The organism is Mesorhizobium sp. C264A (genome assembly GCF_040324515.1).
GTDB lineage: Bacteria > Pseudomonadota > Alphaproteobacteria > Rhizobiales > Rhizobiaceae > Mesorhizobium.
Genome location: NZ_JAMYVY010000002.1, coordinates 915,294 through 934,804, shown reverse-complemented (window position 1 = coordinate 934,804; position 19,511 = coordinate 915,294). Strand labels below are relative to the sequence as shown.

The following is a 19,511-nucleotide window of genomic DNA, read 5'->3' as shown; positions in this document are numbered from 1 at the left end:
TCGTGAAGCGATGCTTCACGGGCTATCTTCGGTGTGCGTCGCCTAAAGCCGCCGTGCGGTCCGGGAGCAACGACACGCACCACGACGTAAAATCGTCGAGCGAAAGGGCAGGAGATGAGCAGCACAATCCGCGAAGCCGATCTCGGCGCGTCCAAGGTCACGCCGCTGCCGGCGCGTGCCGCAGCCAACACGCCCGTTCCGCAATCGCATGGCATCGCCCGCAACACCGGCATGCGGCTCGATCTCGGCTTCATGGAATCGGTGCGCTCGGTCAATCGCTCGGCGCTGGAGCGCCGCGTCGCCAGCCTGACCAAGCGTCGTTCGATCAAGGCCGACAACCAGGCGGCATGGCTGCTGCGCGCCGTCTCCTGCATGGATTTGACGACGCTGAATTCCAACGACACCGAAGAGCGCGTGCGCCGCCTGTGCGCCAAGGCGATCAACCCGTTCCGCCGCGACATCGTCGAGGGGCTTGGCATCGAGGGCGAGAAAATCCGGCCGGCGGCGGTCTGCGTCTATCATCCCTTCGTCGCGACGGCTGTTGATGCCGTGCGCGGCACCGGCATCCATGTCGCCGCCGTCTCCACCGCTTTCCCGCACGGCCTTGCGCCGCTGTCGACCCGCCTGCAGGAGATCGAGGCTTCGGTGCGCGACGGCGCCGACGAGATCGATGTCGTCATCCCGCGCGGCTTGGTCTTCGGCGCCAAATGGCAGGAGCTCTACAACGAGATCGTCTCGATGCGCGAAGCCTGCAGTGATGCGCATCTCAAGGTTATCCTCGGCACCGGCGACCTCGCCACGCTGCGAAATGTCATGCTGGCCTCGATGGTGGCGATGATGGCGGGCGCCGATTTCATCAAGACCTCGACCGGCAAGGAAAGCGTCAACGCCACGCTGCCCGTCGGCCTCGCCATGGTGCGCGCCATCCGAGCCTATTTCGAGGAGACCGGCTTTCTCATCGGCTTCAAGCCGGCCGGCGGCATCTCTACAGCCAAGGCTTCGCTCGACTGGCTGGTGCTGATGAAGGAGGAGCTCGGCCGGCCATGGCTGGAGCCAGACCTGTTCCGCTTCGGCGCCTCGAGCCTGCTCACCGACATCGAGCGCCAGCTCGAGCACCATCTGACCGGGCATTATTCGGCCAATCACCGCCACGCGATGGCGTGAGGCGGAGAAGGCCTTGAACGTCGAGTTCCTTCGCGCCTCCCTCTGTCCTGCCGGACATCTCCCCCGATTGGGGAGAGATTGGCTAACGTCGGCGATTTCGCCAATTGTCGACGTTTCAGAGCCGACAGGCGCGAAGGCTAATCTCCCTCCTTGTGGGGGAGATGTCCGGCAGGACAGAGGGGGGCGCCACAGAGCGCCTGCCAAGACGATTATCTGGAGCGCGTCATGAACATTCTCGAACGCTATCACGCCATGGAATACGGCCCGGCGCCGGAAGCCCGCACCGAGGCCGATGCCTGGCTTGCCGGACGCGATTTCGGCAAGGCGCTGTTCATCGACGGCGGCTGGAAGGCAGCAGGCGGCGGCAAGACCTTCGAGACCAGCGAACCCTCATCCGGCAAGCTGCTGGCCAAGATCTCCGATGCCGGCGCCGCCGATATCGACGCAGCCGTCGCCGCAGCCACCAGGGCCTTACCGAAATGGTCGGCATCCTCGGGCTACCAGCGCGCAAAAGTGCTTTACGCCATTGGCCGCGCGATGCAGCGTCATCAGCGCCTGTTCGCAGTGCTTGAGTCAATCGACAACGGCAAGCCGATCCGCGAAAGCCGCGACATCGACGTGCCGCTGGCCATCCGCCATTTCATCCATCATACCGGCTGGGCACAGGCGCTGGACAAGGATTTCCCAGGCCACAAGGGTGTCGGCGTCGTCGGCCAGATCATCCCATGGAATTTCCCGCTGCTGATGCTGGCCTGGAAGATTGCGCCGGCGCTCGCCGCCGGCTGCACGGTGGTGCTGAAGCCGGCCGAGTTCACGCCGCTCACCGCCATCCTGTTTGCCGAGATCTGCGAGCGTGCCGGCGTGCCCAAGGGCGTCGTCAACATCGTCCAGGGCGGGCCGGAAGCGGGCGTCGCCATCGTCAACCATCCCGGCATCCAGAAGATCGCCTTCACCGGCTCTTCGGAGGTCGGCAAGATCATCAGGAAAGCCACGGCTGGATCGGGCAAGAAGCTGTCATTGGAGCTTGGCGGCAAATCGGCCTTCATCGTCTTCGAGGACGCCGATCTCGACAGCGCCGTCGAAGGACTGGTCGACGGCATCTGGTTCAACCAGGGCCAGGTCTGCTGCGCAGGCTCGCGGCTTCTGGTGCAGGAAGGCATTGCCGACGCGTTGATCGCAAAGGTCAAGGTCAGGATGAGCCGGCTTCGCGTCGGCAGCCCGCTCGACAAGAACACCGATATCGGACCGCTGGTCGACTTGACGCAACTGGACCGCGTCAAGGGTCTGGTCGCCGAAGGCGCCAGACAGGGCGCCGTCTGCTGGCAGCCCGACGCGGTGCTGCCGTCTTCCGGCTACTACCACCTGCCGACGCTCGCCACCGGTGTTTCGCCGGCAAATATATTGGCGCAGGAAGAGGTGTTCGGTCCGGTTCTGGCCACCATGACCTTCCGCAACACCGAGGAAGCGATCGAGCTTGCCAACAACACGCGCTATGGGCTGGCCGCCTCGGTGTGGAGCGAAAACATCAACCTCGCGCTGCATGTCGCGCCGCAGCTGAAGGCCGGCGTCGTCTGGGTCAACGGTACCAACATGTTCGACGCAGCCTGCGGCTTCGGCGGCTACCGCGAAAGCGGTTTTGGCCGTGAAGGCGGCCGCGAGGGCATGTTCGAATATCTGTCGGTGAAACTGCCGCTTGGTCCCGTGATCAAGCCGGCGACCTCTTCGGCGCAGCCGGTCGAGCAATCGGATGGCGGCGCCATCGATCGTACGGCCAAACTGTTCATCGGCGGCAAGCAGGTGCGGCCCGATGGCAATTATTCGCTTTCTGTCGCCACTGCCAGGGGCAAGCTGGCCGGCGAAGTCGGTCTCGGCAGCCGCAAGGACATCCGCGACGCCGTTGCCGCCGCCCGCGCCTGCAAGGCGTGGCCGGAGGCGACCGCTACAATCGTTCCCAGGTGCTCTACTACCTCGCCGAAAATCTGTCCGGCCGTACCGGCGAATTTACCGCACGCTTGACCGAACTGACCGGCGCCAACGCCAAGGCCGCGCGGGAGGAAGTGGAACAATCGATCGAGCGCCTGTTCCTCTATGCCGGCCTTGCCGACAAGTATGAGGGCAGGGTGCATCAGCCACCGGCCCGCGCCGTCACGCTCGCTTTGCACGAGCCGGTCGGCGTCCTCGGCATCGTCGTCCAGGACAGCGCGCCGCTGCTCGGCTTGATCTCCCTGATCGCACCTGCGCTTGCCATGGGCAACACCGTGGTGGCCGTGCCGTCGGAAAAATACCCGCTGCTCGCCACCGATCTCTACCAGGTGATCGAATATTCCGACGTTCCGGCAGGCGCCATCAACATCGTCACCGGCCGCAGCGCCGAACTTTCCGGCGTGCTGGCCAAGCATGACGATGTCGACGGGCTCTGGCTGTTTGCCGATGCCGACACTTGCGCCAAGGCGGAGGCCGATTCCGTCGGCAATCTCAAGCGCGTCTGGACCGGCAACGGCCGCAGCCTCGACTGGGCGTCCGACGAGGCCGCCGGCGATGCCCTGCTGCGCCGCGCCGTCGAAGTGAAGAACGTCTGGGTGCCATACGGCGACTAATGCCGCCTGAAATGCGCTGTGCTTGAGCGAACCATGGCAACGTGACTCGTTGCCCGGTTGTCATACATGTTGTTGCATCAGAGCAAGCGATGTGCATTACATCAGCCGTCGCGAAGGTGATCGCGTTCGGGCTTGACGCCCGGACGTGTGTTCTTTAACCAGAAAAAACATTTGTTATTTTGGACTGATGGATTGTGCAGGCCGCATAGTCGCGCCTGTCTGGCACAGGACGCCCTGGTCAGCCCGCATTAAATCGGGCCGGGAAGTGGCCAAAGAGGGCGAGGAGAAACGCATGGCGGATCTGGCAGGCAAGGTCGTTGTCGTCACGGCGGCGGCGCAAGGCATCGGCAGAGCGAGCGCTCTGGCCTTCGCCAAGGCAGGTGCCATCGTGCACGCCACCGACATCAACGAGGCGCTGCTGGCCGAACTCGCCAAGACCTCCGGCATCAAGACCCGCAAGCTCGACGTTCTCAACGACGATGCGGTGGCATCCGGCTTCGCCGAAATCGGCCGCGTCGACGTGCTGTTCAACTGCGCCGGCTTCGTCCATTCCGGGTCCATCCTCGAGATGAAGGATGCCGATCTCGACTTCGCCTTCAACCTCAATGTCCGCGCCATGATCCGCACCATTCGGGCGGTACTGCCCGGCATGCTGGAGCGCGGCGATGGCTCGATCATCAACATGTCGTCCGTCGCCGGCGCCGGCAAGGGCGTGCCCAACCGCTTCGCCTATGGCGTCTCCAAGGCGGCCGTGATCGGTCTCACCAAGGCGGTTGCCGCGGACTATGTCGCCAAGGGCATTCGCTGCAACGCCATCTGCCCCGGCACCGTCGAGAGTCCGTCGCTGCAGGACCGCATGCATGCGCAGGGCGATTACGAGGCGGCCCGTGCAGCCTTCATTGCCCGCCAGCCGATGGGCCGTCTCGGCACGCCCGAGGAAATCGCCGACCTTGCCGTCTACCTCGCCGGCGCCACGTACACCTCAGGCCAGGCCTATAATATCGACGGCGGCTGGTCGATCTGAGCAATAGCCTCGATCCGCAGGTCCAGGCTCGAACAGTTCTAAAGTCCGGCTTGCCCCAGGTCGGGTCCGATAGCCAGAGTCCGCCCAGTCATCGCTTGGCGGAGCGAGTTTTGAAAACGGCCTTGGGCCGCAATTTGGAGAGCAAGATGAAACTGCTGCGCTATGGCGAGATAGGGAGCGAACGCCCCGGCCTGCTCGATGCGGATGGAACGATCCGCGATCTTTCGGGTCATGTCACCGACATTGCTGGCAAGGCGCTCGATCCGGCGTCGCTCGAGACATTGTCGAAGCTCGATCCGAACTCGCTGCCGGCGGTTTCCGGCAAGCCGCGCCTCGGCGCCTGCGTCGCCGGCACGGGCAAGTTCATCTGCATCGGCCTGAATTATTCCGACCATGCCGCCGAAACCGGCGCCACCGTGCCGCCGGAGCCGATCATCTTCATGAAGGCGAGCTCGGCCATTGTCGGCCCCGACGATGATGTGCTGATCCCGCGCGGCTCGGAAAAGACCGACTGGGAGGTTGAACTCGCCGTGGTCATCGGCAGAAAAGCCAAATATGTCAGCGAGGCCGATGCGCTGGATTATGTCGCCGGCTATGCCGTTGCCCATGACGTGTCCGAGCGCGCCTTCCAGGCCGAGCGCCAGGGCCAGTGGACCAAGGGCAAGAGCTGCGACACGTTTGGTCCGACCGGGCCGTGGCTTGTCACCAAGGACGAGGTTGCCGATCCGCAGAACCTCAAAATGTGGCTGACGGTCAACGGCAAGACGATGCAGAACGGCTCGACCAGGACCATGGTCTACGGCGTCGCCTATCTCGTTTCCTATCTCAGCCAGTTCATGTCGCTCCACCCCGGCGACATCATCTCCACCGGCACGCCACCCGGCGTTGGGCTGGGCATGAAGCCGCCGGTGTTCTTGAAGGCTGGCGATGTGGTGGAACTGGGCATCGAGGGGCTCGGCCAGCAGAAGCAGACCTTCAAGGCGGATGCCTAGCCGCCTCTTCCCTTAGAGCGTTTCACCGTTTGCCGGCGAAACGGTCTATCTCTTTGTTTGCCCGGCGGCTGGCGCCTCTTGTCAGCGCCAGCCGAGAGCTGGCGCGACGTGCTTCAGGATCGCCTCGATGACGTGGGCGTTGTACTCGACGCCGAGCTGGTTGGGGACGGTCAGAAGCAGCGTGTCGGCCTCGGCGATCGCTTCATCCTCTTTCAGCTGCTTGACCAGCACATCGGGCTCGGCGGCATAGGAGCGGCCGAAGACGGCAAGCTTCTCAGGCTCGATATAGCCGAAATGATCTTCGCTGCTGCCGCCGCCGAAATAAGCGCGGTCGCGGTCGTTCACCAGCGCAAAGATGCTGCGGCTGACCGACACGCGCGGCTCGCGTGTATGGCCGGCTTCCTTCCACGCCGCACGATAAGCGCGGATCTGTTCGGCCTGCTGGATGTGGAGCGGCTGGCCGCCCTCATCGAACTTCAGCGTCGAACTTTGCAGGTTCATGCCGAGCTTGCCCGCCCATTCGGCGGTGGCGTTGGTAGCGGCGCCCCACCAGATCCGGTCGCGTAGGCCGGCCGAGAACGGCTCGAGCCGCAGCATTCCCGGAGGATTGGGGAACATCGGCCGCGGATTGGGTTGCGCGAAACCTTCGCCGCGCAGCACGTCCAGAAACACCTCGGCATGGTTGCGCGCCATGTCGGCATCGCTTTTGCCGTCCTGCGGCACGTAGCCGAAGTAGCGCCAGCCGTCGATCACCTGCTCCGGCGAACCGCGGCTGATGCCAAGCTGCAGCCGGCCACCGGCGATCAGGTCGGCAGCACCGGCATCCTCGGCCATATACAGCGGATTCTCATAGCGCATGTCGATGACGGCGGTGCCGATCTCGATGCGGCTGGTGCGGGCGCCGACCGCCGCCAGAAGCGGAAACGGCGAAGCGAGCTGGCGGGCAAAATGATGGACGCGGAAATAGGCGCCGTCCGCACCCAGCTCCTCGGCGGCGACGGCCAGGTCGATCGACTGCAGCAGCGCGTCGGACGCCGAGCGCGTCTGCGATTGCGACGAGGGCGACCAATGGCCGAAGGAAAGAAAGCCGATCTTCTTCATGCGCGCATCCTGTTCTTTGATTGCAGTTGCCTACTTCGTCGCCCACGCGATTGGGTTCAATCGACACTCATACAACGCAGTGTCAATGCCGCCGGCCCTTGACCGTTTCGCGACGATACCCATCAGTGCGCAAAGGACCAAGGCCATGGTCCCCGGCGATGCCTTTCGCGACCGCGTCAGCATCTGCCGCGGCGCTTTTGGGGCCAAATGAACCAACCAAAGGCGATGTACCGCAAACTCCATTCGCTTCAGAGCCCGGTTTTGAAATCTTCTCGCTCATTTAATTCTACAGAATCGGTAGGCTTAATCCGGATAGTGCGTTTGCGAGAAGGAGCCTCGGATGTCAAAAAAGCTGGTGGTGGGGTTGTCCGGCAACCTGACCCGTCCGTCCAAGACGAAGGCATTCGTCAGCCACATCGCCGGTGAGGTGGCGAGCCGGGCCGGCTCGGCTTTGAGCGTTTTCGACATCGAGGATCTCGGCCCGTCCTTTGCGCCTGCAAGACAGCTTGGCGATCTCGATCCGGCGGCGCGCGGTATTATCGAGCAGCTGCTCGGCGCCGACGTGCTGGTGGTCGGCTCCCCGACCTTCAAGGGCAGCTACACCGGGCTGTTCAAGCACTTCTTCGACCTGCTCGACCCGTCGTCGCTGCGCGGCAAGCCGATCATCCTGGCGGCAACAGGCGGCGGCGAGCGTCATTCGCTTGTCGTCGAACATCAGTTGCGGCCGTTGTTCGGCTTCTTCGAGGCGCAGACCCTGCCGACCGCGATCTACGCCTCGGACAAGGACTTTGCCGATGGCGTGCTGGTGTCCGAGACAGTCAAGGCGCGAGCCCGGCAGGCGGTCGCCGAGGCATGCCGGGTGGCGGGCGTGCCCTACAGCGTCGTCCTTGCCGCCTGAAACCACGATCCGCGACGCAATATTCCATCCCGCATAGACCAGAAGGACGCCTGCAATGACTCGAGCCAGCAAGTCCGATAGCAGGCCGCGGCAGATCAAGCTCGGCGCTTTCCTGCCCGGCGGCGGGCAGCATATCGCCGCCTGGCGTCATCCCGATGCGCCGGCCGACGGCGCCACCAATTTCGAGTTCCACAAGAAGCTGGCGCTGACCGCCGAGCGCGGCCTGTTCGACGCCTATTTCCTGGCCGACAACCTGACCGTCGGCCTCGGCGCCCGCGAGGGCGGCAACGCCAAGATCGCCGGCTTCGAGCCGGTGACGCTGTTTGCGGCGCTGGCGCCGCTGACGACGCATCTCGGCTTCATCGCAACGGCGTCCACCACTTATGAGGAGCCTTACACGCTGGCGCGCAAATTCGCTTCGCTCGACCTGTTGTCGAACGGCCGCGCCGGCTGGAACGTGGTGACCTCGGCCGGCGACGAAACGGCACGCAATTTCAACCGCGACGTCCAGCCCAGCCATGCCGAGCGCTATGCCAGGGCGCATGAGCATGTCGAGACGGTCAAGGCGCTGTGGGACAGCTGGGAGGATGACGCCTTCATCCGCGACAAGCAGTCGGGCCGTTTCTACGACAAGGACAGATTGCACGACATCGACCACAAGGGCGAGCATTTCAGCGTCAAGGGTCCGCTCAACGTGCCGCGCCCGGTGCAAGGACATCCGGTTGTCGTACAAGCGGGGCAGTCGGAAGACGGCCGTGGGCTTGCCGCGCACTCGGCCGAGGTCATCTTCACGGCCCATCAGAAGCTCGAGACGGCGCAGGAATTCTACCGCGACATCAAGGCGCGCGTGGCTGAAGTCGGCCGCGATCCCGACCAGGTGCTGATCATGCCGGGCGTCGCGCCCTTCGTCGGCCGCACCGAGGACGAGGCCCGTGCCAAATACCAACAGCTTAACGACCTTATCCTGCCCGAGGACGGTGTCGCCCTGCTCAACGGGCTGGCCGGCCAGACGCTCGACATCAGGGGCTATCCGCTCGACGGCCCGTTGCCGCCGAGCAAGGAAACCGAAGGCATGAAAAGCCGCCAGGCGCTGATCCGGCAGATTGCCGACGAGCACAATTTCAGCATCCGCCAGCTTTACCAATGGGTAGCGACGGCGCGCGGCCACTACACCATCGTCGGCAGCGTCACGCAGGTCGCCGATCAGCTGGAGGAATGGTTCACCAGCGAGGCGGCCGACGGCTTCAACATCCTGCCGCCCTGGCTGCCCGGCGCGCTCGACGATTTCGTCGACCTGGTCATTCCCGAGCTGCAGCGGCGCGGCCTGTTCCGCACGGCTTACGAAGGCCGCACGCTGCGCGAGAATCTCGGTCTCAGGCGCCCGGAAAATCCATGGACCGTCGCCCGCTCGACCGTCCTTGCCGCCGAATGACCTTGGCATCGAAGGGGTGAAGCAATGACGTTGCAGCACATCGATCGGCAAATCACGGTTCGCCGCAGTGGTGGCGAAACCGGGCTCGGCACCGACTTTCTGCGCCTCGGCGGCCGGGCTGCTGTTCGCTTCCTGAAGCGCTACGGCGTGCTTGCCGGCTTCCTGGCGCTCTGGCAGGTGGCGAGCAGCGTCGGATGGGTCAACGCGGCGGTGCTGCCGCCGATCGACATGATCGTCGAAGCGCTCTGGAAGGGGCTTGCCGGCGGCAGCCTGCTCGGCGACATCGCCATCAGCCTGCAGCGCGCCGGCATCGCCTTTGCCGCAGCCGTGGCCGTCGCCATTCCGCTCGGCCTGTTCATGGGCCAGGTGCGCCCGGTCGAAACCGCGCTCGATCCGATCCTGCAGGTGTTCCGGCAGACCTCTGCACTGGCGCTCTACCCGGTGTTCATCCTGCTCTTGGGACTTGGCGAGACCTCGAAGATCTTCGTCATCTTCTGGGCGACGCTGTTTCCGCTGCTGCTCAATACCACCAGCGGCGTCAAGGAAGTCGATCCCAAGCTGCTTGAAATGGCGCGCGTCTATGGTGCGAGCCGGCTCACCGTGTTTCGCCGCGTCGTACTGCCGGGCGCCGTGCCGTCGATCTTCGTCGGCTTGCGGCTGAGCGCCACCACGGCGCTGCTGCTGCTGATCGCGTCCGAGATGATCGGTGCCAACAAGGGCATCGGCTTCCAGGTGATGAACGCGCAGTACAATTTCCAGATCCCGCTGATGTTTGCGGCAATCGTCATCCTCGCCGGGCTTGGCCTGATCGCCAACCAGGCGTTGGTCACCCTGCAGCGGCGGCTCTGTCGCTGGAGCAATCCTGTCAACTGAGCAGTCCGCCCCTCACCGTTTACCTCACAAGGACCCGATCATGAAAATCACCCGCCGTTCGCTGCTTGCCGGCGCGCCGCTTGCCGCCGGCCTCATCGCCGCCGGCCTGCCGCGCCTGGCCTTTGCGCAAGCCGCAGCCGTCAAGTTCCGCTACCTCGCCAGCCGTGGCAGCATCTCCCCGCACGAGCTGGCCGACGAGCTCGGCTACTTCAAAGGGCTCGGCGTCGAGCTGGAGAATGTCGGCTATTCCTCGGGTGGACCGGAATCGCTGTTTGCGCTGTCTTCCGGCAGCGTCGACATCGGCTCGGCCGCCACCGCAGCGGTGATCAACTCGATCTCCGGCGGCAACGACTTCGTCGCGGCGTATCCGAGCAACGGCATCAACAAGGATGTGAAGAGCGTCTTCTACGTGCTGGAAGACAGCCCGATCAAATCGATCGCCGACATTGCCGGCAAGACCATCTCGGTCAACACGCTCGGCGCTCATCTCGACTATACGGTGCGTGAGGCCCTGCACAGCGTCGGCCTGCCGCCGACCGCCGCCAACCTCATTGTCGTGCCCGGCCCGCAGCTTGAGCAGACGCTGCGCTCGCGCCAGGTCGACATTGCCGGCCTCGGCTACTGGCAGGCGACCTTTGCCGGCGCGCTGGTCGCCAACGGCGGCGTGCGCGGCGTGTTCGACGACACCCAGGTGCTCGGCGAACTCGCCGGCGGCTTCGTCGTACTCAGGCGCGACTTCATTGCCGCCAACCCGGATGCGGCGCGCAACTTCGTCGAACAGTCGGCGCGCGCCTCGGACTGGTCGCGCCAGAACCCGGACGAAGCCCGCAAGGTGCTGGCCACTATCCTCGACAAGCGCGGCGAAAACGGCGATCTCGCCCGCTACTGGACCGGCTTTGGTCTGCGCGAAGGTGCGCAGGCGACCGATCGCGACATCGACTTCTGGGTCGCCGTGCTGGAGCGAGACGGCCGTCTGGCCAAGGGCAAGCTGAAAGCCGCCGACATCCTGTACCGGCCCGGCGAAACCAAGATCAACTGAGCTTTGAAATAGCTGAGAGACAAGATGGCCGGTTCCAACCGTGGCGGAGAGGTCTCGATCCGCGACCTGTCCAAATCCTTCAGCCTCGGCGGGCGCCAGCTTGCCGTGCTGCGGACGCTCAACCTCGACATTCGTTCGGGGGAATGCCTGGTCATCGTCGGCGCCAGCGGCTCCGGCAAGACCACGCTGCTGCGTATTCTGGCCGGGCTGGAGGCGGCCGACAGCGGCGGTGTCGCGATCGACGGCCAGCCGGTGCATGGCGTCGGCGCCGAGCGTGCCGTGATCTTCCAGGAACCGCGGCTGCTGCCGTGGCTGAGCGTGCTCGGCAATGTCGCGTTCGGCCTCGAAGTGCGCGGTGTTCCCAAGAGGCAGGCCGAGGAACGCGCCCGCTTCTACGTCGCCCTGGTCGGCCTTGCCGAATTCGCCGATGCTTTTCCGAGCCAGCTTTCCGGCGGCATGGCGCAGCGCGTCGGCATCGCCCGGGCGCTCACCGTGCAGCCCGAGATCCTCCTGCTCGACGAGCCGCTGGGGGCCCTGGACGCCATGACCAAGATCGGCATGCAGGAGGAACTGGCGCGCATCTGGAGCGAGGAGAACGTCACCATGGTGATGGTCACCCACGATCTGGAGGAGGCGATCTATCTGGCTGACCGGGTGCTGATCCTGCCCAAGGAGAAAGGCGGCGCGGCGCGGTTGATCGACATCGACCTGCCACGCCCGCGCGAGCGCAGCGAGAGCCGCTTCGTGCGCTACCGTGAAGAATTGCTGCGCGAATTCGGATTGCACTGATCAAGGGAAGGGGCCAGCCGTGGCTCCCCCGGAAGATTAGCTCTCGCGATTATTGCTTGGTGAACGTGCCCGTATAGGTTCGGTCGGCAAGCCCATAGGTGACGGCCAGCGTTCCGTCCGCCTGAATGACCGCGCTGACGTCCGCGCCATTGGGAAGGCGCCGCAGTTTCAACGTGTTGCCGAAAATCTTGCCTTCGCCATCGGCCACGCCCGGTTTGTTGTCGGCGACATCGCCCCAGGCATAGGTGGCGGTGACATTGCCGCCGCGCGTAATCGTCAGCACGGCGAGCTTGCCGTCATACATCCCGTCCAGCTGTCCGCCCCATATGCCGGAAAACGCGACATATTTGGCCGGGACGCCTTCGCCGGGCGGCATAACCCGCACGGATGGATCGAGGACCGCCGCACCATCAGGAGCAGAGATCGCGGCAGGCTCCATGGGCTGAGGTGCGGGCGGCGATGATGGTTCAGGCGCCGACTGGCAGGCGACAAGCATGAATGCCGCGAAACCGAGCGTCGGAAAGAGACTGTTTGGTGGAGCCAATCGGGATCGAACCGACGACCTCTTGAATGCCATTCAAGCGCTCTCCCAACTGAGCTATGGCCCCACTCCGGCAGTCAGCCGTCGCCGTTGCCGGCGAGAGGTCCGGCGCGGGTTTCAGGACCGCGCCGTTTAGTGCAGGCGGCTTCTAACCCCGCCTTCCCTGAAGATCAAGCCTTCGAGGGCCGCTTTTTCGTCATAGCCCGTGAACGCCGCTAAATGCATGCGTTCGAAGCGTTCTTAGACTTCGTCGTCGTCGTCGCCGACGCCGATCATGTCGGCGACATCGTCGTCTTCTTCCTCTTCGTCGGCAAGGAAAGTATCGTCCTCATCGTCGCCTAGATCGACATCGTCCTCGTCGTCGCCCAGGTCGGGAAGCTCGTCGCCGGCCTTGACGTCTTCGTCGGCCTCTTCAAGCGAGACGACTTCAACGCCTTCTTCTTCCTCGGCGTCCACTTCCTTCTCGGCCACTTCCTCTTCCTCTTCGAGGGCGGCGATCTTGCCGTCCTCGAAATAGGAACGCGGATACGTCTTGCCCGTATAGGGCGAGACGACAGGGTCCTTGTTCAGGTCGTAGAATTTTCGGCCCGTTTCAGGGTCGACACGCTTTGTGCCAAGTTCGTTTTTTGCCACGTCAAGCCTCGTCAGTAAAAGAGTGGTCCCCTTAACCACAGTTTACCGCGCTGTCAAAGCGAAAAGCCGGCGTCACAAAACCAAGCACTGAAAGGCCTCGCGCCAAGCGACGACCATGGGGATGACCATTCGTGCCCGCCGTGATACGAGACCGCCGCAACAAATGAAAAGCGCCGGTGCGCCGGCATTCCGTCCAGGGAAATTCCATGTCTCACGCCGCCGCTGCCAAGCCGGCCACCGCCCGCAAATCATCCGCCCTTTCCGGCACCGCTCGCGTGCCGGGCGACAAGTCGATTTCGCACCGTTCCATGATGTTCGGCGGCCTTGCCTCCGGCGAAACCCGCGTCACCGGCCTGCTCGAAGGCGAGGATGTGATGCGCACGGCGGCCGCCATGAAGGCGATGGGCGCGCATATCGAGAAGCGCGGCGCCGAGTGGGTGATCCGCGGCACCGGCAATGGCGCGCTGCTGCAGCCGGAAGGCCCGCTCGATTTCGGCAATGCCGGTACCGGCTCCCGCCTCACAATGGGCCTCGTCGGCACTTACGACATGGAAACGACCTTCATCGGCGACGCATCGCTGTCGGGACGGCCGATGGGCCGCGTGCTCGAACCCTTGCGCCAGATGGGCGTGCAGGTGCTGAAGGCGACGCCGGGCGACCGCATGCCGATCACGCTGCATGGGCCGAAACACGCCGCACCCATTACCTACCGCGTGCCGATGGCCTCGGCGCAGGTGAAGTCGGCCGTGCTGCTGGCAGGCCTCAACACGCCCGGCATCACCACCGTGATCGAACCGGTGATGACGCGCGATCATACCGAAAAGATGCTTAGGGGATTTGGCGCCAATCTCTCGGTCGAGACCGACGAGCGCGGCGTGCGCCACATCTTCATCGAGGGCCAGGGCAAATTGACGGGGCAGACCATCGCCGTGCCCGGCGACCCCTCCTCGGCCGGCTTCCCGCTGGTCGCGGCACTGATCGTGCCGGGTTCGGACATCGTCATCGAGAACGTGCTGATGAACCCCACCCGCACCGGCCTGCTTCTAACGTTGCAGGAAATGGGCGGCCAGATCGACATCTTGAACCCGCGCAATGCCGGCGGCGAGGATGTTGCCGATCTGCGCGTGCGCTACTCCGAGCTCAAGGGCGTCACCGTGCCGCCCGAGCGGGCGCCGTCTATGATCGACGAATATCCGGTGCTGGCGGTTGCCGCGAGCTTCGCCGAGGGCGAGACGTTGATGCAGGGGCTGGAAGAGCTGCGGGTGAAGGAATCCGACCGACTGGCAGCGGTTGCCAATGGGCTGAAGCTCAACGGCGTCGACTGCGCCGAAGGCGAAGCTTCGCTCGCGGTGCGCGGAAAGCCCGGCGGCAAGGGGCTGGGCGGCCATCCCAATGGCCAGGACACGACGGTGCAGACGCATCTCGACCATCGTATCGCCATGAGCTTCCTGGTAATGGGGCTGGCAACGGAAAAGCCGGTGACCATCGACGACGCCGCCATGATCGCGACGAGTTTCCCGGAGTTCATGGGTCTGATGACGGGGCTCGGTGCGGAGATCGGGTAGGTTGATGCCAAGCGCAAAGCAAGCAGAGATGTCGGCGGGACAGCGCCCCCCTCTGTCCTGCCGGACATCTCCCCCTCAAGGGGGGAGATCGGCCGTCACAGCGGCTTTCGCCAGTTTTCGAAATTGCAGGAAAGAGTGGGGCGCAGAAGCTTCTGATCTCCCCTCTGGAGGGGGAGATGTCCGGCAGGACAGAGGGGGGCGCGAAGGATCGCGGCGTCTGTCTTTCGTGTTGGCCCGCCAATGACCTTCACCATCGCCATCGACGGTCCCGCCGGCGCCGGCAAAGGCACGCTGGCCCGACGGCTGGCCGACCACTACCGCCTCAACCTGCTCGACACCGGCCTCACCTACCGCGCCGTCGCCTATGCGTTGATCCGGCACGCGCTGCCACTCGACAATGTCTCAGCAGCCGAAACCGCCGCACGCCAGGTCGATCTGGCAAAGCTCGACCGTGCGGTGCTGTCGGCGCATGCGGTTGGCGAGGCGGCCTCGAAGGTCGCGATTTACCCTACCGTCCGGCGCATCCTGGTCGAAAAGCAGCGCGATTTCGCCAGGACACCGCCAGGCGCGGTGCTCGACGGGCGCGACATCGGCACGGTTGTGTGCCCTGACGCCGACATAAAGCTCTATGTGACGGCGAGCGCCGAAGTGCGGGCGCAGCGCCGGCTGGCCGAGATCGAAAGCATCGGCGGCACCGCCGATTTCGCCGAAATTCTTGCCGATATTGTGCGCCGCGACGAGCGCGACATGGGCCGCGCCGACTCGCCGCTGAAGCCGGCGGCGGACGCGCACTTGCTTGATACCTCCGAAATGGCTATAGAGGCCGCGTTTCTGGCGGCCAAAGCGATCATCGACGACGCCCTGGCCAAGAGAGACAAAGCCTGATCCAGGGTTTTCCCGCTCCACCGATTGCCGGAAGCGAAGAAAATACCCATATCGGGCACGAACCAGCCTGCCAGCATTCTTCATGCGCCGGAATTGCCGCTTAGGCGGCCCAGGGCTTTTGTAGCCCGGAACGCCGGCAGGCCAACGCAACGCTAACCCACGGCGCCCGTCCCGCTTCAGATGCGGGGCACTCCAGGAGAAAATATGTCAGCTGCAAATCCCACTCGCGACGATTTCGCGAGCCTGCTCGAAGAATCATTTACCACCGGTCACTCCGGCGAAGGTCAGGTCGTCAAGGGCACGATCCTGGCGATCGAAAAAGACATGGCCATCATCGATGTCGGCCTCAAGGTCGAAGGCCGCGTGCCGCTGAAGGAATTCGGCGTCAAGGGCAAGGACTCGACGCTCAAGGTCGGCGACACGGTCGAGGTCATGGTCGAGCGCATCGAAAACGCGCTGGGCGAAGCCGTCCTGTCGCGCGACAAGGCCCGCCGCGAAGAGAGCTGGGTCAAGCTCGAAGAGAAGTTCACCAAGGGTGAGCGCGTCGAAGGCGTCATCTTCAACCAGGTCAAGGGCGGCTTCACCGTCGACCTCGACGGCGCCGTGGCCTTCCTGCCGCGCAGCCAGGTCGATATCCGCCCGATCCGCGATGTCTCTCCGCTGATGCACAACCCGCAGCCCTTCGAGATCCTCAAGATGGATCGCCGCCGCGGCAACATCGTGGTGTCGCGCCGCACCGTGCTCGAGGAAAGCCGCGCCGAACAGCGTTCGGAAATCGTGCAGAACCTCGAAGAAGGCCAGGTTGTCGAAGGCGTCGTCAAGAACATCACCGATTACGGTGCGTTCGTCGACCTCGGCGGCATCGATGGCCTGCTGCATGTCACCGACATGGCATGGCGCCGCGTCAACCACCCGACCGAGATCCTCAACATCGGTCAGACGGTCAAGGTGCAGATCATCCGCATCAACCAGGAAACCCACCGCATCTCGCTCGGCATGAAGCAGCTCGAGAGCGATCCGTGGTCCGAGATCGGCACCAAGTTCCCGATCGGCAAGAAGATCAAGGGTACCGTCACCAACATCACCGACTACGGCGCGTTCGTCGAGCTGGAGCCGGGCATCGAAGGCCTCATCCACGTTTCGGAAATGTCGTGGACCAAGAAGAACGTGCACCCCGGCAAGATCCTGTCGACGACGCAGGAAGTCGACGTGGTCGTGCTCGAGGTCGATCCGGCCAAGCGCCGCATCTCGCTCGGCCTCAAGCAGACGCTCGAGAATCCGTGGCAGGCTTTTGCCGCGAGCCATCCGGTCGGCAGCCAGGTCGAGGGCGAGGTCAAGAACAAGACCGAGTTCGGCCTGTTCATCGGCCTTGAAGGCGACGTGGACGGCATGGTGCACCTCTCGGACCTCGACTGGACCCGTCCGGGCGAGCAGGTCATCGAAGAGTACAATCGCGGCGACATGGTCAAGGCGCAGGTGCTCGACGTCGACATCGACAAGGAGCGCATCTCGCTCGGCATCAAGCAGCTGGCCAAGGATACGGTCGGCGAAGCGGCGACTTCAGGCGAACTGCGCAAGAACGCGGTCGTCACCTGCGAAGTCACCGGCATCAAGGATGGCGGCCTGGAAGTGCGGCTGGTCGACAGCGGCATAGAGACCTTCATCAAGCGCAACGACCTCAGCCGTGACCGTGACGAGCAGCGCCCCGAGCGCTTCTCGGTCGGCCAGAAGCTGGACGCCCGCGTCATCGCCTTCGACAAGAAGACCCGCAAGCTGCAGGTCTCGATCAAGGCGCTGGAAATCGCCGAAGAGAAGGAAGCCGTCGCACAGTACGGCTCTACCGACTCCGGCGCTTCGCTGGGCGACATCCTTGGCGCCGCGCTGAAGAAGCAGGGCAGCTAAGCCGCTTTGCGCGCAGCGCGTAAGCCGCTTCGCGCAAGCGTAAGCCTCGGCTGCGCCTCGCGCGCAGCCTGAACAAGAAAACCCGCGGGCCGCAAGGCTCGCGGGTTTTTCATGCTCGGCTGCGCGATTGGCACTAGACTAAGACTGTGCAACCCCTTCAATTCCACACGCGCGGTTGTAGGCTCGGCCGTCGTTGCAGACGTAAACACGGAAGTCCGGCCCTTCGGGCAACGGAGAAGCATGCGGGATGAAGGTCGTCGAACTCTATCGCTATCCGGTCAAGAGCCTGCGCGGCCATGCCGTGCCGAGCGCCGACATCGAGACAATGGGCATGGAAGGCGACCGCCGCTGGATGGTCGTCGACAAGGATGGGCAGTTCCTCACCATTCGCCAGATACCTGATATGACGACGATCGACGTCGAGCATCGCGGAACGGGCATCCTGTTGAAACATGACAGGCATGGCTCGCACTTCGTCGAGGCTCCGGCTCCCGGCACCGCGCTCCGGCAAGTCAAGATCTGGAAGGATATGGCTGCCGCGCGGCCGGGCGATCCGGCCGCCGGCGCCTATCTCTCGGCTATTCTTGGCCGGCCTGTCGATCTCGTCTATTTCGACGATCCGCAAAACCGGCCGGTCGATGCGGAATTCGGCCAGCCCGGCGATTTCGTCGGCTTTGCCGACGGTTTTCCGCTGCTGATCGCCACGACAGGCTCGCTGAACCATCTGAACAGCCATCTTGCCAGGCCCATCGAGATGGCGCGGTTCCGGCCAAACATCGTCGTCGACGCAGAAGGCGCATGGCCTGAAGACAGCTGGAAGACGATCCGCATCGGCACGGTGGAGTTGCGGATCGCAAAGCCCTGCTCGCGCTGCGTCATCACCACCCGAGATCCGTTGAGCGGCGAGCAGCCGGACCCGCGCGAGCCGTTGCAGACGCTTGGCAAACTCCACCGCTCCGCCAAGGGCGGCATCATCTTCGGCCAGAATGCGATTCCCAACAACGCCGGCGCGATCGCCATCGGCGACGCAGTCGAGGTCGTGGAAGCGGGCGTCTCGAACCTGACGTAGTCGCAGGCCTTCTAATGCCGTGGAGGCGTCGGCGGACGCCATGATTGAATGGCCAACCTCCGCTGTAGACTCAGGCGAGGTCGGCAAAGGCCGCCATCGGAAGCCAAACCAAATGAGTCGCCTGCGCGGCGGAACTTCAGGCGCGGCCGTAAAGTGGCGCCAGCGTTCCGCTCATTGCCAGATTGGCCGGTGATGCCAGATAGGCGATTGCCTCGGCGGCGGCTTCGAGGCTGACCCATTTGCCGAAATCGGCATCCGGCATGTCGGCGCGGTTGGCCGGCGTATCGAGCGTCGAGGGCGCCACCGCGTTGACCAGTATGCCTTTGTGCTTCAGCTCTTCCGCCATCGCCACGGTCATCGCCGCCACTGCCGCTTTGCTCGCGGTATAGGCGACCATGCCGGCGCCTCGGCGCGGGTCGAGCCCGGCGCGTGCCGTGACATTGACGATGCGGCCCGCTGTGTTCGAGCCCAACATGGAGCGCACTGCCGCGCGGCAGCACAGAAAGGCGGTGCGGGCGTTGGTGTCCATCATTTCGGCAAAGGATGCGGATTCGATCTTCTCGACCGGGGCTGCGGCAAAGCCGCCGGCCAGATGGATGGAGGCCCACAATTCGGGGACGCTGTCATAGAAGGCATCGACCTTGGCAGGATCGGCGAGATCGACATTGTGCGCCAGCCGGACGCGATCATGGGCCGCGAAGGGGAAATGCGAGGGGGCCGACGCGTGGGCATTCGGCACATGGCAGATCGCGCCGTCCGCCAGCAATTTGCCGACGACCGCGGCACCCAGCGCCCCGGTGCCACCGGTCACCACGATATGCTTGCCCTGAACTGTTTCCGTCATCCTGGACGCTCCTGTCGTTTCTTATGATTATGTCGCTTGTCGTGCCGCGCCGACGCAGAGCGTCGCGCCTTTTGCACGATCACTCAACCGACATCTCGACATGGCAGTTGTTGCGTCTTTGCATCGCTCGAAGTCGCCGACCGCCCCCTTCTGACCCGCGCAT

General features: G+C 64.2%; 16 protein-coding genes, 1 tRNA gene and 1 pseudogene. 13 read left to right on the top strand and 5 right to left on the bottom strand.

The annotated features are described in order from the left end of the window. The first annotated feature begins 114 nt into the window (after nt 1-114). The 4 genes and pseudogenes from deoC (at nt 115) to NKL04_RS23430 (ending at nt 5,777) form a co-directional block, all read left to right on the top strand. Nucleotides 115-1,164 carry a deoxyribose-phosphate aldolase gene (gene deoC / locus NKL04_RS23445; protein WP_023683550.1) on the top strand — a complete coding sequence of 350 codons (1,050 nt, stop codon included), beginning with the start codon at nt 115-117 and terminating at the stop codon, nt 1,162-1,164. Between the two features lie 225 nt (nt 1,165-1,389). After that, nucleotides 1,390-3,761, top strand: a pseudogene (locus NKL04_RS23440) (aldehyde dehydrogenase family protein). Between the two features lie 292 nt (nt 3,762-4,053). Further along, the gene (locus tag NKL04_RS23435; RefSeq protein WP_023695912.1) at nt 4,054-4,785 is read left to right on the top strand and encodes an SDR family oxidoreductase; all 732 of its coding nucleotides are present in this window, start codon (nt 4,054-4,056) and stop codon (nt 4,783-4,785) included. Nucleotides 4,786-4,931: 146 nt separating this feature from the next. After that, nucleotides 4,932-5,777 (top strand): fumarylacetoacetate hydrolase family protein, encoded by an 846-nt coding sequence (locus tag NKL04_RS23430; protein ID WP_023693126.1) that lies wholly within the window; start codon nt 4,932-4,934, stop codon nt 5,775-5,777. An 81-nt stretch (nt 5,778-5,858) separates the two neighbouring features. On the opposite strand, the gene NKL04_RS23425 is transcribed toward NKL04_RS23430, so the two are convergent. After that, a complete protein-coding gene (locus tag NKL04_RS23425) occupies nt 5,859-6,878 on the bottom strand; it encodes an LLM class flavin-dependent oxidoreductase (RefSeq protein ID WP_023683546.1) in 1,020 nt (339 codons plus the stop codon). 340 nt (nt 6,879-7,218) lie between these two features. On the opposite strand from NKL04_RS23425, the gene msuE reads away from it, so the two are divergent. From msuE to NKL04_RS23400, 5 genes are read left to right on the top strand one after another with little or no spacing between them, the layout of a single operon-like run. Next, nucleotides 7,219-7,776: an FMN reductase gene (gene msuE / locus NKL04_RS23420; RefSeq protein ID WP_023689213.1), complete on the top strand. Its 558-nt coding sequence runs from the start codon at nt 7,219-7,221 to the stop codon at nt 7,774-7,776. A gap of 55 nt (nt 7,777-7,831) precedes the next feature. After that, on the top strand, nt 7,832-9,208 hold the full coding sequence (locus NKL04_RS23415; RefSeq protein ID WP_023700424.1) for an LLM class flavin-dependent oxidoreductase: 1,377 nt from the start codon (nt 7,832-7,834) through the stop codon (nt 9,206-9,208). A gap of 24 nt (nt 9,209-9,232) precedes the next feature. Beyond that, nucleotides 9,233-10,081, top strand: a complete 849-nt coding sequence (locus NKL04_RS23410; protein ID WP_023683543.1) for an ABC transporter permease — start codon at nt 9,233-9,235, stop codon at nt 10,079-10,081. Nucleotides 10,082-10,121: 40 nt separating this feature from the next. Next, the gene (locus NKL04_RS23405; RefSeq protein WP_023671310.1) at nt 10,122-11,120 is read left to right on the top strand and encodes an ABC transporter substrate-binding protein; all 999 of its coding nucleotides are present in this window, start codon (nt 10,122-10,124) and stop codon (nt 11,118-11,120) included. Between the two features lie 24 nt (nt 11,121-11,144). After that, the gene (locus tag NKL04_RS23400; RefSeq protein ID WP_023671311.1) at nt 11,145-11,909 is read left to right on the top strand and encodes an ABC transporter ATP-binding protein; all 765 of its coding nucleotides are present in this window, start codon (nt 11,145-11,147) and stop codon (nt 11,907-11,909) included. A 49-nt stretch (nt 11,910-11,958) separates the two neighbouring features. Here the strand turns inward: NKL04_RS23400 and NKL04_RS23395 are convergent, their stop codons facing one another. From NKL04_RS23395 to NKL04_RS23385, 3 genes are all read right to left on the bottom strand, one after another. Further along, nucleotides 11,959-12,348: a hypothetical protein gene (locus NKL04_RS23395; protein WP_023689215.1), complete on the bottom strand. Its 390-nt coding sequence runs from the start codon at nt 12,346-12,348 to the stop codon at nt 11,959-11,961. Between the two features lie 93 nt (nt 12,349-12,441). After that, nucleotides 12,442-12,517 (bottom strand) — tRNA-Ala (locus NKL04_RS23390). A gap of 173 nt (nt 12,518-12,690) precedes the next feature. Continuing rightward, entirely contained in the window at nt 12,691-13,083 is a 393-nt protein-coding gene (locus tag NKL04_RS23385; RefSeq protein WP_023671313.1) for a TIGR02300 family protein, read from the bottom strand. Between the two features lie 206 nt (nt 13,084-13,289). Here NKL04_RS23385 and aroA point away from each other — a divergent pair, with 206 nt between their 5' ends. The 4 genes from aroA (at nt 13,290) to NKL04_RS23365 (ending at nt 18,504) form a co-directional block, all read left to right on the top strand. After that, the gene (gene aroA, locus NKL04_RS23380; protein WP_023671314.1) at nt 13,290-14,648 is read left to right on the top strand and encodes a 3-phosphoshikimate 1-carboxyvinyltransferase; all 1,359 of its coding nucleotides are present in this window, start codon (nt 13,290-13,292) and stop codon (nt 14,646-14,648) included. A gap of 240 nt (nt 14,649-14,888) precedes the next feature. Beyond that, a complete protein-coding gene (gene cmk / locus NKL04_RS23375; protein ID WP_023671315.1) occupies nt 14,889-15,533 on the top strand; it encodes a (d)CMP kinase in 645 nt (214 codons plus the stop codon). 204 nt (nt 15,534-15,737) lie between these two features. Then, complete coding sequence (gene rpsA, locus NKL04_RS23370) at nt 15,738-17,435, top strand: 30S ribosomal protein S1 (protein WP_023671316.1); 1,698 nt, start codon at nt 15,738-15,740, stop codon at nt 17,433-17,435. A gap of 247 nt (nt 17,436-17,682) precedes the next feature. Further along, complete coding sequence (locus tag NKL04_RS23365; protein ID WP_023689216.1) at nt 17,683-18,504, top strand: MOSC domain-containing protein; 822 nt, start codon at nt 17,683-17,685, stop codon at nt 18,502-18,504. Nucleotides 18,505-18,640: 136 nt separating this feature from the next. Here NKL04_RS23365 and NKL04_RS23360 read toward each other — a convergent pair whose 3' ends face one another. After that, nucleotides 18,641-19,348, bottom strand: a complete 708-nt coding sequence (locus tag NKL04_RS23360; RefSeq protein WP_023671318.1) for an SDR family NAD(P)-dependent oxidoreductase — start codon at nt 19,346-19,348, stop codon at nt 18,641-18,643. Nucleotides 19,349-19,511: the final 163 nt, after the last annotated feature.

Coding starts and splice junctions, on each gene's coding strand:
- deoC (WP_023683550.1), top strand. CDS start 115: ATGAGCAGCACAATCCGCGAAGCCGATCTCGGCGCGTCCAAGGTCACG.
- NKL04_RS23435 (WP_023695912.1), top strand. CDS start 4,054: ATGGCGGATCTGGCAGGCAAGGTCGTTGTCGTCACGGCGGCGGCGCAA.
- NKL04_RS23430 (WP_023693126.1), top strand. CDS start 4,932: ATGAAACTGCTGCGCTATGGCGAGATAGGGAGCGAACGCCCCGGCCTG.
- NKL04_RS23425 (WP_023683546.1), bottom strand. CDS start 6,878: ATGAAGAAGATCGGCTTTCTTTCCTTCGGCCATTGGTCGCCCTCGTCG.
- msuE (WP_023689213.1), top strand. CDS start 7,219: ATGTCAAAAAAGCTGGTGGTGGGGTTGTCCGGCAACCTGACCCGTCCG.
- NKL04_RS23415 (WP_023700424.1), top strand. CDS start 7,832: ATGACTCGAGCCAGCAAGTCCGATAGCAGGCCGCGGCAGATCAAGCTC.
- NKL04_RS23410 (WP_023683543.1), top strand. CDS start 9,233: ATGACGTTGCAGCACATCGATCGGCAAATCACGGTTCGCCGCAGTGGT.
- NKL04_RS23405 (WP_023671310.1), top strand. CDS start 10,122: ATGAAAATCACCCGCCGTTCGCTGCTTGCCGGCGCGCCGCTTGCCGCC.
- NKL04_RS23400 (WP_023671311.1), top strand. CDS start 11,145: ATGGCCGGTTCCAACCGTGGCGGAGAGGTCTCGATCCGCGACCTGTCC.
- NKL04_RS23395 (WP_023689215.1), bottom strand. CDS start 12,348: ATGGAGCCTGCCGCGATCTCTGCTCCTGATGGTGCGGCGGTCCTCGAT.
- aroA (WP_023671314.1), top strand. CDS start 13,290: ATGTCTCACGCCGCCGCTGCCAAGCCGGCCACCGCCCGCAAATCATCC.
- cmk (WP_023671315.1), top strand. CDS start 14,889: ATGACCTTCACCATCGCCATCGACGGTCCCGCCGGCGCCGGCAAAGGC.
- rpsA (WP_023671316.1), top strand. CDS start 15,738: ATGTCAGCTGCAAATCCCACTCGCGACGATTTCGCGAGCCTGCTCGAA.
- NKL04_RS23365 (WP_023689216.1), top strand. CDS start 17,683: ATGAAGGTCGTCGAACTCTATCGCTATCCGGTCAAGAGCCTGCGCGGC.
- NKL04_RS23360 (WP_023671318.1), bottom strand. CDS start 19,348: ATGACGGAAACAGTTCAGGGCAAGCATATCGTGGTGACCGGTGGCACC.